General features: G+C 60.9%; 11 protein-coding genes. 5 read left to right on the top strand and 6 right to left on the bottom strand.

Annotated features, from left to right (window positions below; genetic code table 11):
- Positions 1-21: 21 nt before the first annotated feature.
- The 3 genes from AC6CIA_RS16260 to uvrD all read right to left on the bottom strand — a co-directional run bounded on the left by AC6CIA_RS16260 (position 22) and on the right by uvrD (position 3,913).
- A complete protein-coding gene (locus AC6CIA_RS16260) occupies positions 22-429 on the bottom strand; it encodes an SMI1/KNR4 family protein (protein WP_084378323.1) in 408 nt (135 codons plus the stop codon).
- A gap of 135 nt (positions 430-564) precedes the next feature.
- On the bottom strand, positions 565-1,425 hold the full coding sequence (locus tag AC6CIA_RS16255) for a Tim44 domain-containing protein (protein ID WP_339529698.1): 861 nt from the start codon (positions 1,423-1,425) through the stop codon (positions 565-567).
- Positions 1,426-1,729: 304 nt separating this feature from the next.
- Positions 1,730-3,913 (bottom strand): DNA helicase II, encoded by a 2,184-nt coding sequence (gene uvrD, locus AC6CIA_RS16250; RefSeq protein ID WP_498313425.1) that lies wholly within the window; start codon positions 3,911-3,913, stop codon positions 1,730-1,732.
- A 279-nt stretch (positions 3,914-4,192) separates the two neighbouring features.
- Between uvrD and AC6CIA_RS16245 the strand changes: the two genes are divergently transcribed.
- Both AC6CIA_RS16245 and hexR read left to right on the top strand, forming a co-directional pair.
- Positions 4,193-7,066 (top strand): putative bifunctional diguanylate cyclase/phosphodiesterase, encoded by a 2,874-nt coding sequence (locus AC6CIA_RS16245; protein ID WP_498313423.1) that lies wholly within the window; start codon positions 4,193-4,195, stop codon positions 7,064-7,066.
- Between the two features lie 173 nt (positions 7,067-7,239).
- Positions 7,240-8,106: a transcriptional regulator HexR gene (hexR, locus tag AC6CIA_RS16240; protein ID WP_003177007.1), complete on the top strand. Its 867-nt coding sequence runs from the start codon at positions 7,240-7,242 to the stop codon at positions 8,104-8,106.
- A 112-nt stretch (positions 8,107-8,218) separates the two neighbouring features.
- Here hexR and AC6CIA_RS16235 read toward each other — a convergent pair whose 3' ends face one another.
- Positions 8,219-8,398 (bottom strand): hypothetical protein, encoded by a 180-nt coding sequence (locus AC6CIA_RS16235; RefSeq protein WP_498313673.1) that lies wholly within the window; start codon positions 8,396-8,398, stop codon positions 8,219-8,221.
- On the opposite strand from AC6CIA_RS16235, the gene AC6CIA_RS16230 reads away from it, so the two are divergent.
- Positions 8,336-8,533, top strand: coding sequence for a PA3496 family putative envelope integrity protein (locus AC6CIA_RS16230; protein WP_084378319.1), 198 nt, complete (start codon positions 8,336-8,338; stop codon positions 8,531-8,533). The two genes, AC6CIA_RS16235 and AC6CIA_RS16230, sit on opposite strands and share 63 nt — an antisense overlap.
- Here the strand turns inward: AC6CIA_RS16230 and AC6CIA_RS16225 are convergent.
- Entirely contained in the window at positions 8,463-9,437 is a 975-nt protein-coding gene (locus tag AC6CIA_RS16225; protein ID WP_339529704.1) for a LysR family transcriptional regulator, read from the bottom strand. The genes AC6CIA_RS16230 and AC6CIA_RS16225 overlap by 71 nt on opposite strands.
- 195 nt (positions 9,438-9,632) lie before the next feature.
- Here AC6CIA_RS16225 and AC6CIA_RS16220 point away from each other — a divergent pair, with 195 nt between their 5' ends.
- The gene (locus tag AC6CIA_RS16220; RefSeq protein WP_084378317.1) at positions 9,633-11,048 is read left to right on the top strand and encodes an acetyl-CoA carboxylase biotin carboxylase subunit; all 1,416 of its coding nucleotides are present in this window, start codon (positions 9,633-9,635) and stop codon (positions 11,046-11,048) included.
- A 12-nt stretch (positions 11,049-11,060) separates the two neighbouring features.
- Positions 11,061-12,869, top strand: a complete 1,809-nt coding sequence (gene oadA, locus AC6CIA_RS16215) for a sodium-extruding oxaloacetate decarboxylase subunit alpha (RefSeq protein WP_498313421.1) — start codon at positions 11,061-11,063, stop codon at positions 12,867-12,869.
- Between the two features lie 82 nt (positions 12,870-12,951).
- On the opposite strand, the gene AC6CIA_RS16210 is transcribed toward oadA, so the two are convergent.
- Positions 12,952-14,274: an autotransporter outer membrane beta-barrel domain-containing protein gene (locus AC6CIA_RS16210; RefSeq protein WP_498313419.1), complete on the bottom strand. Its 1,323-nt coding sequence runs from the start codon at positions 14,272-14,274 to the stop codon at positions 12,952-12,954.
- Positions 14,275-14,311: the final 37 nt, after the last annotated feature.

The following is a 14,311-nucleotide window of genomic DNA, read 5'->3' as shown; positions in this document are numbered from 1 at the left end:
TTGTTCAATCGTGGCGGAGCATCAGCTTTCCAGCCAGACGTCCCGTGCCCAGTGCCATACCGATTCCCAGGACTCTTCGGTGACCAGTTCTTCGTCACCGGACCATAGCACCACGGTGCCGTCTTCTTCGACGCAGTAATAGTCTTCGCCGTCCTGACAGATCGGGATCAATTCGCGCGGTACGCCGATATCCCAAGCGGTCGCGGCGACTTCCGGCAGGTAGGTGTGAGAACCGGGATCGGTAATGGTTACCGGCTCCAGGCTGCCGTAGACCACATCGCTGACCGTCAGCAGGAATTCCTTGAAGACGAACGGGATGTTAATGAACAACTGTTCTTCAACTTCCACCAGTTGGTCTTCGTCAGGCAGTTCCAGAGGAACCGGTACAGGCTCGTTCGCTTCACGCAATTGTTCGATGACTTCTTCCACGGCCGGGATCCTCTTGCTAGATGGCGCGGTTTATAGGAGCGTTTTATACAGTAGCTCGCTATAAGTGCAACCGTGAAATAGAAAACCCCGGACAAGTCCGGGGTTTTTGTTACTGCGTGCTGAAGCCTTGCAGGATCAGGCGTTCTGGCGGATACCGGCGACCAGCCAAGGCTGGTTTTCACCTTGCGGACGCTCCATGTTCCAGCTTTCGCTGAACACTTCGCCCTGGTCGAAGCGCGAGGTCTTCGACACGCCGCTGAAGGTCAGCGTAGCGATGGTCTTGTCGGCACGGTCGTCCACGCCTTCCAGCTGTACCTGCAGGTCGTCGATGTAGGTCGACTGGAACGCGTCGCCCAGGTCGGCACGTTCGCGCTTGAGGAACTCCAGCAGTTGTGGGGTCACGAACTCGGCGATCTTGTCCATTTCGTTGGCGTCCCAGTGTTGCTGCAGGGACTGGAAGTGGTTGCGGGCCGCTTCAACGAAACGCTCTTCGTTGAACCAGGCGGGCGCATTGATTACCGGACGCGCGGCGGCCGGGGCTGCCGAACCGCCAAAGATCGAGCCCATGGCAGGCTTTTGCTCGAACACTTCACGCTGCATCGGCGCGCCGGCTGGAGCCAGGTGCTCCTGTTGCTTGCGACGACGGGCGGCGATGAAACGGAAGATCACGAAGGCGATCAGCGCCATGATCAGGATGTCGAAAATCTGCATGCCCTGGAAGCCGTCACCCATGAACATGGAGGCGAGCAGGCCACCGGCGGCGATACCGGCCAGAGGGCCCAGCCAGCGCGAAGCACCGCCGGCTTTGGCAGCGGCACCCGCGGCGCCGGCCGTGGCAGCTGCACCGCCGGCACCGGCGGCTGGCGCCATTTTGCTGGTTTGGTGGCTCGGCGCGGAACCGAAGCTTTTGCCGCCGCCGAAGCGCTTGGCGTTGGCGTCGAGGCTCATCGTCAGGCCAATGCACAACGCCATGGCGATGCTAAGAAAACGTTTCATAAAGGGAATTCCCATTTGTGGATTGCACGCGCGCCATGTTGCACAGGTGTGATCTCAGTGGCTAGCGGCATAATGTTTCGGGCTTTTGCGTAAGACAGAATCCGAATGATCTGTAGGACTTATTACAGATATTGGCCCGCCGCGTGTAAAAACAAGTGTAGGCCCATAAACCTTTCATTGCAGGAGCGAGGGGGCGCCTAGCCCTTGCTCGCGAAAAACCTGAGGGCACCCTCAGGTCTTCCGTGTCATCGTTAACGCACTTCGCGAGCAGCTCGCGCCTACCGGGGCCCAATGCCGCCAGGTCTCATATCGCTTCGAGCTTGGCGTAGCCCATCATCAGCCACTTGCTGCCTTCGGCGAAGTTCACCTGCACCCTTGCCTGGGCGCCGGAACCTTCGAAGTTGAGGATCACGCCCTCCCCGAAGATTGCATGTTTGACCTGCTGGCCCAGGCTGAAGGGCGTCTCGGGAATTTCCGAACCGGCGAACAGGCTATTGTTGCTTTTCTGTTGGCTGCCGCCGAACGGACGGCTGACGCTGTTGGACAGCCGCACTTCCTGAATCAGTCCTTTCGGCACTTCCCGTACGAAGCGTGACACCTTGTTGTAGGTCTCGCTGCCGTACAGGCGACGGGTTTCAGCGTACGTCATCACCAGATTCTGCATGGCGCGGGTGATGCCGACGTAGGCCAGACGACGCTCTTCCTCCAGGCGGCCCGGCTCTTCCAGGCTCATTTTGTGCGGGAACAGGCCTTCTTCCATGCCGACCAGGAATACATAAGGGAATTCCAGGCCTTTGGCGCTGTGCAGCGTCATTAATTGCACGCTGTCTTCGTGCTCGTCGGCCTGGGTATCGCCGGCTTCCAGGGACGCATGGCCGAGGAAAGCCGCCAGCGGTGAAAGGTCGGCGTCTTCTTCGCTGTTTTCGAAGGCGCGGGCGGCGCTGACCAGTTCCTCGAGGTTTTCTACCCGGGCCTGGCCCTTCTCGCCTTTTTCCGCCTCGTGATAAGCGATCAGCCCGGATTGTTCGATCACGGTCTGGGTCATCAGGTGCAGGGGCATTTCCAGGCACTTGGCGGCGAGGTTGTCGATCAGCTCGACAAATACGCCCAAGGCGCCGGCGGCGCGGCCCGTCAGGCCTTTATTGGCGATCAGCAGGCGCATCGCTTCCCACATCGATACATCGCTGTGGCGCGCATGTTCACGAATCGCTTCGACGGTTTTCTCGCCGATGCCACGCGCCGGTACGTTGATCACCCGCTCCAGCGCTGCATCGTTGCCGCGACCTTCCAGCAAGCGCAGGTACGCCATGGCGTTCTTGATCTCGGCGCGCTCGAAGAAGCGTTGGCCGCCATAGATGCGATACGGGATGCGCTCGCGCAGCAACGCCTCTTCCAGCACCCGCGATTGGGCGTTGGAACGGTACAGAATGGCGATGTCGCTGCGGGCCAGGCCGGTTTTCAGGGCGCTTTCGATGGTTTCCACCACGTAGCGCGCTTCATCGTGCTCGTTGAAGGCGGCGTAGAGGTTGATCGCCTCGCCTTCACCGCCGTCGGTCCACAGCTCTTTACCCAGGCGCCCGGTGTTGTTGGCGATCAAGGCGTTGGCGGCCTTCAGGATGCCCGCGGTGGAGCGGTAGTTCTGCTCCAGGCGAATGGTCTCGGCGTCCGGGAAGTCTTCGGAGTACTGGTAGATATTCTCGATTTTCGCGCCGCGCCAGCCATAGATCGACTGGTCGTCATCGCCCACCACCATCAAGCTGTCACCGCCCTTGGCCAGCAGACGCAGCCAGGCGTACTGCACGGCGTTGGTATCCTGGAATTCGTCCACCAGGATATGCCGGAAGCGTTTCTGGTAGTGCGCCAGCAATCCCGGGTTGTCACGCCACAAGTCGAGGGCGCGCAGCAGCAGTTCCGAGAAGTCGATGACGCCGGCGCGCTGGCAGGCGACTTCGTAGGCTTCATAAATGCTGCGCATGGTCGCCAGGAACAGATCGCCACTGGCTTGAATATGCTGTGGGCGCAGGCCTTCATCCTTCTGGCCGTTGATAAACCACTGGGCCTGACGGACCGGCCAACGCTGCTCATCCAGGCCCAGCTCGCGAATCACCCGCTTGACCAGGCGTTGCTGGTCATCGCTGTCGAGAATCTGGAAGGTCTGGCTCAGGCCCGCTTCCTGCCAGTGAGCCCGCAACAAGCGGTGCGCCAGGCCGTGGAAGGTGCCAACCCACATGCCGGCCGGGCTGATGCCCATCAACTGCTCGATGCGGTGGCGCATCTCGGCAGCGGCCTTGTTGGTGAACGTCACCGACAGGATGGAGTGGGGGGACGCGTTTTCAACCTGGATCAACCAGGCGATACGGTGCACCAGCACTCGGGTTTTACCGGAGCCAGCACCGGCCAGGACCAACTGACGGCCAACGGGGGCGGCTACGGCCTGGCGTTGGGCATCGTTGAGAGAGTTCAGCAGAAGAGAGAGATCATCGCGCATCGGCGCATTCTAGGGTGCCGGATGAAGGGGGGCAAATCCCAATGCCGGGTGGTCGCTGGAAAAACACCGGCGCGGGGTCCGACAAGGCCTTGATCATCGCTCGGTGATGACTGGTTAGTCATCGCGTGCAGCCCGCAGCCTGTCTTGTTCAGGCGCTCTGGCATCGGCGTTTGTGCCTGTTTGTTCAGGTGTTTTTATGCTCCACGGGAGTTTGGTCTGTCGGCTTGCTTGTGTATGCTCCGTCGACGTTTCGGGCTCACCATTATAAGAACACTGCCTATGACCCTTAGCACTGACCCGTCTGGCCCTTCGGTAGCGCCAGCGCAGGTTATTCGCAAACACTACGCCATGGAGATGGCGGTCGAGCGCACGCGCCTGCTGTACCAAGGCTCATTGCTGCCCACTTTATTGATGTTGATTAACGGTTTGGTCTGCGCCTGGTTACTCTGGAGCCCGCAGCGCGCTGTCGTGGTCGGCATTGGGATGGTGTGGCTGCTGGCGCTGGTGGCACTGCGGGTGATTCAAGTCGCGGCGTTCGACTCCGCCATGCCCAGTCGCCAGGCGCAGCCGATCTGGCGGCGGATGTTCATGTTGGGCTCGGGCGCCAGTGGCTTGACCTTGGCCAGTGCAGCGATTGCCCTGGTGCCGGTGGACAGTTTCGTGCAGCAGGCCTGGGTTTTTGGGCTGATCGGGATGGCCACGCTTTCGGCCAGCGTGGCCTATGCCGTGAGCCTGCCGGCATTTCTGTCGTTTGCCTTGCCATGCCTGGTTCCGGCCATTGTTTATCTCTTCTGGAGGGGTGACCCGCAGCAGCAGGGCTGGGGTGTGCTCGGCCTGATTCTGCTGGCGTCCTTGAGCCTTGTAGCGTGGCAGGTCAATCGTCTGATCCAGCGCGGGTTGCTGCGGCGCTTCCAGAATCAGGCGTTGATCGAACATTTGCAGCACGCCCGGCAGCGTAGCGACCAGTTGAATCTGGAGCTGAGCCGTGAGGTCGAGCAGCGGCGCCAGGTGGAACAAGAGTTGCGCGAAGCCCAGGTCGGCCTGCAAAGCCGCGTTGAACAGCGGGGCCAGGAGTTGGACGCTGCCAGCCTGGCCTTGAGCAAAAGCGAGGCGCGGCTGGTGATGGCGTTGCAAGCCAGTGAACTCGGCTTGTGGGACTGGAACCTGCAGACCGACGAGGTGCATCACACGCAGATCAAGGAGCTGTTCGGTCTGGAGCCGGACGGTGTCAAGGCGATGCTCAGCCACCTCAAGCCGCGCCTGCATCCAGACGATTTACCATTGCTCAAGCGAGCGCTGGTCGAGCACTTGAAAGGCCGTAGCGAGGACTATCGGGTGGAATACCGGGTGCGGCATCACGCCGGACATTGGGTATGGATCCAGGACCGTGGGCGGGCGGTGGAGCGTGCCGCCAACGGGCGCGTCATCCGGATGCTCGGCACGCGGCGCGATATCAGTGCCGGCAAGGCCCTGGAAGAGCAACAGCGGCTGGCGTCGACAGTGTTCGAGGCCGCGAGTGAAGGCATCGTGATTCTCGACCCGGACTATGTCCTGATCGCGATCAACCAGGCCTTCAGCCGCGTCACCGGTTTTGATATCGGCGACATGCTGGGACGCAATGTGGTCGAACTGCCGTGCAGCCGCGATGCCCGGCGCCACTTCCCGGCGATTCGCCAGGCGTTGCTCAGTCACGGTACCTGGCAAGGGGAGCTGGTGGAGGCGCGCAAGAACGGCGAACTCTATCCGCAATGGCTGCAATTGAACGTGGTGCGCGATATCCGGGGAAAAATCAGCCATATCGTGGGGTTCTTTGCCGATCTGTCCGCCCGTCGTGAATCCGAGGAGCGCATGCGCTATCTCACCCACTACGACGAGCTGACCGGCCTGGCCAACCGTTCGCTGTTTCGCGAGCGCCTGCACGAAGCTCATCAACGCGTGCGCCAAGGCGGCCGCAGTCTGGCGTTGCTACACATCAACCTGGACCGCTTCAAACTGCTTAATGACAGCCTTGGTCACGAAGTGGCCGACCAGTTATTGCAGAAAATGGCCCGGCGCCTGATTAACGCGTTGCCGGAGGCCGACACCATTGCACGGCTGTCCGGTGATGAATTCGCGGTGTTGTTCGATGCCTACGGCAACCTGTCGAGCCTGGCGCGGGTCGCCACCCGCTTGCTCGCCAAACTGCGGGTGCCGGTGACGGTGGATGAGCATGAACTGGTGGTCAGTGCCTCAATGGGGATCAGCCTGTTGCCAGACAATGCGCGGGAAATTTCCGCGTTGGTGAGTCAGTCGAACATGGCCATGCAGCACGCGAAACACTTGGGCGGTAACAACTTTCAGTTTTATACCGACAGCCTGCAAGCCAGCACCCTGGAGCGTCTACAGTTGGAAAACCAGCTGCGCAAGGCGATTGATGAGCGGCAATTGAGCGTGTACTACCAGCCCAAGTTATGCCTGGCCACGGGCAAGATGAATGCCGCCGAGGCGCTGGTGCGCTGGGACCACCCGCAATGGGGCAGCGTACCGCCGGGCGACTTCATCGGTCTGGCCGAGGAAACCGGGCTGATTGTGCCGCTGGGGGAGTTCGTGCTGCGTCAGGCCTGTTGGCAGGCATGCGAATGGCAGCGCCAGGGCCTGGCGCCGATTCGGGTCTCGGTCAATCTTTCGGTGCATCAGTTACGCCAAGGCAAGCTGGTGAGCCTGGTGCGTCAGGTGTTGGAGGAAACCGGGCTGGCGCCGCAGTACCTGGAGCTGGAGCTGACCGAAAGCCAACTGCTCGACAGTGTCGAACACATTATCGCCACCTTCCAGCAATTGCGGGACCTGGGAGTGAAGCTGGCCATCGACGATTTTGGCACCGGCTATTCTTCTCTCAGCTACCTCAAGCGCATCCCGGTGGACTACGTGAAAATCGACCAGACGTTTATCCGTGGCCTGGGACAGAGTGGCGAGGACTCGGCGATTACCCGGGCGATCATCGCCATGGCGCATGGGCTGGCGCTCAAAGTCGTGGCCGAAGGCGTGGAGGATCAGCAGCAACTGGATTTTCTCCGGGCTGAACGCTGCGATGAAGTGCAAGGCTATTTGATCAGTCGGCCGATCGAGGCTGACGGCTTGGCGGATTTGTTACGAAAAAATGCAAATTTTCCGTAGCGCCGCCTGGGTTGCGCCAGCGGCTACACAGCAATTATCCGCTGAATCCCCGCTGAATCAGCGCCCAGCAGGGCGATTTAGTGACGCATCGAGCGGGCAAAACAACCATTCTTGTAGTATAACTACAAGCTTGCTACATCCCTGGCGCCTGCCAATAACAAGAGTCCTGCCCTTTGAACCTGTTGCAACATATCGCCCAGTCACGCCACCTGTTACGCAAATCGGAACTCAAGGTTGCCGATCACGTGCTGCTTGATCCTGCGGCTGTGATGCACAGTTCCATGGCTGACCTGGCCCACAGCGTGGGTATCAGCGAGCCGACCATCGTGCGTTTCTGTCGCGCCATCGGTTGCTCGGGGTTCCAGGACCTGAAGCTGAAACTGGCCCAGAGCCTGGCGGCCGGCGCGAGCTTCGGGCAGTTTGCGATTCACGAAGACGACTCCGTCGCCGATTACAGCCTGAAAATTTTTGACACCACCCTGCACACCCTGATGGAAGTGCGGGAAAAGCTCGACCCGGTGGAATTGCAAAAAGCCGTGACCGCCATGTCCCAGGCCCAGCGCGTGGAGTTTTATGGCTTCGGTGCGTCCGGCGCGGTCGCGGCCGACGCCCAGCACAAGTTTTTCCGCCTGCTGCTGACGGCGGCGGCCTACAGTGACCCGCACATGCAGGCGATGTCGGCGGTGACGTTGAAGCCGACGGACGTGGCGATCTGCATTTCCCAGTCCGGCCGCTCCAAGGATTTGCTGATCACCGCCAACCTGGTGCGTGAAAGCGGCGCCTCGCTGATTACCTTGTGCCCGAGCCAGACGCCGTTGGCGGAGCTGTCGACCGTGAACCTGGCGATCGATGTCCACGAAGACACCGAAATCTACACCCCGCTGACGTCGCGTATCGCCCATCTGGTGGTGATTGACGTGCTGGCGATGGGCGTGGCAATGGCGCGCGGCCCCAGCCTGGTCAACCACCTCAAGAGCGTCAAGCGCAGCTTGCGCAGCCTCCGTCTGTCACCCAAGTCCGTCAAAGCCCTCGACGACTAAATGTGGGGCTTGTGTGGGAGCGGGCTTGCTCGCGATGGCGGCGTGTCAGTCACCTTATGCGTGTCTGACCCACCGCTATCGCGAGCAAGCCCGCTCCCACACAAGCCCGCTCTCACATTTTGAATGGCGGCATGTCCAGAAGATTCATCAGCTTGTCATCCTCGCGCCGCCAAACCGTCATCCAGTGCGCCCATCCTGAACTCCCCGTAATCGCATTGGGAGACTCGAAATGGCCCGGCACTACGAAGACAGCACCAGCACCGTCAAGACCCGTCGTCAGCAGGAAGACCAGCGCCGCATGGCGTTCCGTCGTGCAATTGAAGACCGTTGCGAACAACGCCAACTGCTCCAAAGCATCAGTGACTATCCGGAACTGCACTGGCAGGCGCCCGTGGCTGCCCAGCGAAACGCTCAGCCAACGCGCTGATCTGCACCCGCTCGCTGCGGATAAAGCCCAGGAATGCATGGGCCACCGGTGACAGGCGCTTGGCCTTGGCCTGCACCAGGCACCAACTGCGGTACAGCGGCAATTCTTCCACCGGCAGCTCCTTGAGCCCGCCGGTGGCCAGTTCCAGTTTCAAGGCGTGGCGCGTCAGCAGTGCGACACCCAGCCCCGCGACCACACACTCACGCTGCGCTTCGGCCGAGGCCACTTCCACCGTCTGGCTGAAGTGCACGCGTTTCTCCTTGAAGTACTCCTCGCAGGCCAGCCGCGTCCCGGAACCGGGCTCGCGCAGCAACAGCGTGTACGGTTCCAGGTCTTGCAGGCGCAGCGGCCCTTGCAGACTCAAGGGATGGTCGGGCGGTGCCACGGCGACAATCGGATTGTTGAGGAACGGCAGGAATTCCAGGCCCATGTCCTGCGGCACCATGGACATGATCACCAGGTCGTCACGGTTGTCGGACATTCGGCGTATCACCTGGGCCCGGTTCACCACTGTCAGATGCAACTGCACCTCCGGGTGTTGGCGTTTGAAGGCGGCAAACAAATGCGGCACGAAATACTTGGCGCTGGATTCCACCGCCAGTTTCAATTGTCCCTGCAGCGAGCCCTGCATGTCCGAGAGCTGCATGTCGAGGTTTTCCAGGCGGCCGAAAATATCCCGGCTGGCCTTTTGCAAGGCCTCGGCCGCTTCCGTCATGTAGAGTTTCTTGCCGACGTAATCGAACAGCGGCTGGCCGATCAGCTCCTCCAGCTGCCGAATTTGTAGGCTGACGGCCGGCTGTGTGAGAGACATTTCCTCGGCTGCACGGCTGTAGGAGCGCAAATCACAGACTTCATTGAAAATCTGCAGCTGACGCAATGTCATTCGCATCAATGACTTACGCATTATCCAGGTACTCCCGCCGTCGCTCGAAGCGACAACTATAAGTCTTTACTTATACACGACCCAATAATTATTGATTTTTGTTAATCCCTCCCGGGGCATAGTGTGTGTCACGCGACTGGCATGAAACATTTAGTCACGCGCCGACCCGCTCCAAAAGGTCGAAGAACGCAGCAATCGGCTCAAGGGAATTTCCAAGTGATAAAAAAGATCCTGATCGCCAACCGTGGTGAGATTGCCGTACGAATCGTGCGTGCCTGCGCCGAGATGGGCATTCGCTCGGTCGCGGTCTATTCCGACGCCGACCGTCACGCGTTGCACGTCAAACGTGCCGACGAGGCCTACAGCATTGGGGCCGAGCCGTTGGCCGGCTACCTGAACCCGCGCAAACTGGTGAACCTCGCGGTGGAAACCGGTTGTGACGCGCTGCACCCCGGCTACGGCTTCTTGTCGGAAAACGCCGAGCTGGCGGACATTTGCGCCGAACGCGGCATTAAATTCATCGGTCCGGCCGCCGAAGTCATTCGCCGCATGGGCGACAAGACCGAAGCCCGCCGCAGCATGATCAAGGCGGGCGTACCGGTGACACCTGGCACCGAAGGCAACGTTGCGGATATTGCCGAAGCGCTGACTGAAGGCGACCGCATCGGGTATCCGGTGATGCTCAAGGCCACCTCGGGCGGTGGCGGTCGGGGTATCCGTCGTTGCAACAGCCGCGAAGAACTCGAACAAGCCTTCCCCCGGGTTATTTCCGAAGCCACCAAGGCATTCGGCTCGGCGGAAGTGTTCCTGGAAAAATGCATCGTCAATCCCAAGCACATCGAGGCGCAGATCCTCGGTGACAGCTTTGGCAACGTCGTGCACCTGTTCGAGCGCGATTGCTCGATCCAGCGTCGCAACCAGAAACTCATCGAAATCGCCCCAAGCCCCCAACTGACCCCGGAACAGCGCGCCTACATCGGCGATCTGTCGGTACGCGCCGCCAAGGCCGTGGGCTACGAAAACGCCGGTACCGTGGAGTTCCTGCTCGCCGAGGGCGAGGTGTACTTCATGGAAATGAACACGCGGGTGCAGGTGGAACACACCATTACCGAAGAAATCACCGGCATCGACATTGTCCGTGAACAGATTCGTATTGCTTCGGGCCTGCCGCTGTCGGTCAAGCAAGAAGACATCCAGCACCGTGGGTTTGCGTTGCAGTTCCGGATCAACGCCGAAGACCCGAAGAACAATTTCCTGCCGAGCTTCGGCAAGATCACCCGTTACTACGCTCCCGGCGGACCAGGTGTGCGCACCGACACGGCGATCTACACCGGTTACACCATTCCGCCGTTCTACGACTCCATGTGTCTGAAGCTGGTGGTGTGGGCGTTGACCTGGGAAGAGGCGATGGACCGTGGCCTGCGCGCCCTCGACGATATGCGTCTGCAAGGCGTGAAGACCACCGCCGCCTATTACCAGGAAATCCTGCGTAACCCGGAATTCCGCAGTGGCCAATTTAATACAAGCTTTGTGGAAAGCCACCCTGAGCTGACCAACTATTCGATCAAGCGCAAACCCGAAGAGCTGGCCCTGGCCATCGCCGCCGCCATCGCCGCCCACGCAGGCCTGTGAGGAATCAGAACAATGTCCAAGAAAATCTACGTTACAGACACCATCCTGCGTGACGCTCACCAATCGTTGCTGGCGACCCGCATGCGCACCGACGACATGCTGCCGATCTGCGACAAGCTCAACAAAGTCGGCTACTGGTCCCTGGAAGTCTGGGGTGGCGCGACCTTTGATGCCTGCGTGCGCTTTCTGAAAGAAGATCCGTGGGAGCGCTTGCGCAAACTGCGTGCTGCGCTGCCTGACACCCGCCTGCAAATGCTGCTGCGCGGCCAGAACCTGCTGGGCTATCGTCACTACAGCGATGATGTGGTCAAGGCCTTTGTCGCCAAGGCCGCCGTCAACGGTATCGACGTGTTCCGCATCTTCGACGCGATGAATGATGTGCGTAACCTGCGGGTGGCCATCGAGGCGGTAAAAGCCGCCGGCAAACATGCCCAAGGCACCATCGCCTACACCACCAGCCCGGTGCACACCATCGACGCTTTCGTGGCCCAGGCCAAGCAGATGGAGTCGATGGGGTGTGACTCGGTGGCGATCAAGGACATGGCCGGGCTGTTGACGCCTTACGCCACTGGCGAATTGGTCAAGGCGCTGAAAGCCGAGCAAAGCCTGCCGGTCTTCATCCACTCCCACGACACCGCCGGTCTGGCCGCGATGTGCCAACTCAAGGCGATCGAGAACGGTGCCGATCATATCGACACCGCCATCTCCAGCTTCGCCTGGGGCACCAGCCACCCAGGCACCGAATCGATGGTCGCGGCCCTTAAAGGCAGCGAATTCGACACCGGCCTGGACCTGGAACTGCTGCAGGAAATCGGCCTGTACTTCTACGCCGTGCGCAAGAAGTACCACCAGTTCGAAAGCGAATTCACCGCCGTCGACACCCGTGTGCAAGTCAACCAGGTGCCGGGCGGGATGATTTCCAACCTGGCCAACCAGCTCAAGGAACAGGGCGCGTTGAATCGCATGGGTGAAGTGCTGGCCGAGATTCCGCGGGTGCGTGAAGACCTCGGTTTCCCTCCGCTGGTGACGCCGACCTCGCAGATTGTCGGTACCCAGGCGTTCTTCAACGTGCTGGCCGGCGAGCGTTACAAGACCATCACCAACGAAGTGAAACTGTACCTGCAAGGCGGCTACGGCAAAGCGCCGGGCACCGTTAACGAAAAACTGCGTCGTCAGGCGATTGGCAGCGAAGAGGTCATCGATGTGCGTCCGGCCGATCTGCTCAAGCCGGAAATGACCAAGCTGCGCGGCGAAATCGGTGGGTTGGCCAAGTCCGAAGAAGACGTGCTGACCTATGCGATGTTCCCGGATATCGGGCGTAAATTCCTCGAAGAACGTGAGGCCGGTACCCTCAGTCCTGAAGTGCTGTTGCCGATCCCGGAAGCGGGCAGTGTCGCCAAGGCGGGCGGTGAAGGCGTGCCGACCGAGTTCGTCATCGATGTGCACGGCGAAAGCTACCGTGTCGACATCACCGGTGTCGGCGTCAAGGCCGAAGGCAAGCGTCACTTCTATCTGTCCATCGACGGCATGCCCGAAGAAGTGGTGTTCGAACCGCTCAACGAATTCGTCGGCGGCGGCACCAGCAAGCGCAAGCAGGCCAGCGAGCCAGGGCATGTCAGCACGTCGATGCCGGGCAATATTGTCGATGTACTGGTCAAGGAAGGCGATGTGGTCAAGGCCGGCCAGGCCGTGCTGATCACCGAAGCGATGAAAATGGAAACCGAAGTCCAGGCCGCCATCGCCGGCAAGGTCAGCGCCGTCCACGTAGCCAAGGGCGACCGGGTCAATCCTGGCGAAATCCTGATCGAAATCGAAGGCTGATCCCAGCCTTCGAGACTACCGCTTAATCCTCGGGGGGGCATGTGCCCCCTTTTTTTTGCCTGGGCGAAAGCCCGTCAGCGCTTTAGAACGTCATCGTCCATTGCCCGCTCAGGCCCTGGCTGCGGCTGTTGCTGCCGAACTCGCCGGTGTAGGCCAGGCCCACGCTGTGTTGGGCTGACAACGCGAGGTCGAGGCCGGTGTGCAGCGCCAGGCTGTCGCGGTCCAGCGAGGTGCCACCCACCGTGAATTCGCGGCGCGAGGCGTCCCTTTGATCCCCGGCGAACGACTGGCGCACGCTGCTGCCGACATCGCCATACAGGTGTTTCCAGCGGGTGCTCAGGTGGGGTGTGAGGACCATCTGGTTGTCCAGCGTGAAGTCGTGGGTCACGCGCAGGCCGAGGCTGCTGCTGAGATTCTGCTGGGTCTGCGCGCCGACATTGAGAGCGCTGTCGCCGCCTTTTTCCTGGAAGCGATCACGCTGGTAGCGTTGGTAGCCGAGGCTGGCGAAGGGCTCGGCGCGCAGGCCGCCGCTGTCCCACTGATAGCCCAGCTCGGCGAAGGCGTTTTGGCTCTGGGCCTTGTAGGTGCCCTTGAGGTGTTCGCGGTAATCGACGAAGGCGAAGTCAACATCGCGCCGGTTCTGCCCGGCATGGCTGCTGTAGATCGCCCCCAGGCGCAGCGCCAAAGGGCCGTCCTGGCGGACTGCGTAGCCGCCCAGGTGCCAGCTGTCCAAATCCCCTTTGAAGCGTTTGGCGTTCAAGTCGCTGGTGGATTTGCCGCCCATCACGCCGATTCGCCAGGCGTGGTCCAGCGACCAGTCGGCGCCCAGCAACAGGCCTTGGCTGCGCTGTTGCACACCGGCGCTGCCGTGTTGAGCGTCGAGGGTGCCGGTATTGCCCAGGCCCTTGAACCACACCCGGCTATTTTCCGAGGTGGTGTTATCCACTTGGCGCAGCGCCGACAGCAGGCCGTTGTTCACCTGTTGCAGAGTGTTTTGCGTGGCGCTGCCGAGGTTGGCGTTCTGGCTGCCGGCCAATTGTTCCAGCAGGGCGCCCAAGCGGCCTGGCGCGAGGCCGTACCGATAACGCTCGGCAAACGCGGGATTGGAGGCCCACTGATTCAGGCGGCGTGGTGTCGACGGGGCACTTCCCACCGAATCCAGTACCCGCGCCACGCTCAAGCCATTGCGGCTGGTGGCGTGGGCGGCGAAGGACGAACCTCTGGGCTTGGGCAGGGCGGGTGTCGCAATCCCCGCGTCGATGGGCGGCCGTTGCTGCTCCACCAGGGTTTGGTTGAGCCAGCCTGGCGCGCTGTCGAGATTGCCGTGGGCGTGGGCGCATTGAGCGCCGATGGTTCCCATCGCCAGGGTGATGGTGAGTGCGAGCTGTTTTTGTACGAGCGGCATGTAAACCCAACCTCTATCTGTATGAGGTCGGGAATTT

The organism is Pseudomonas sp. GQ91 (assembly GCF_059758795.1).
This window is presented reverse-complemented; position numbering and strand designations above follow the sequence as displayed.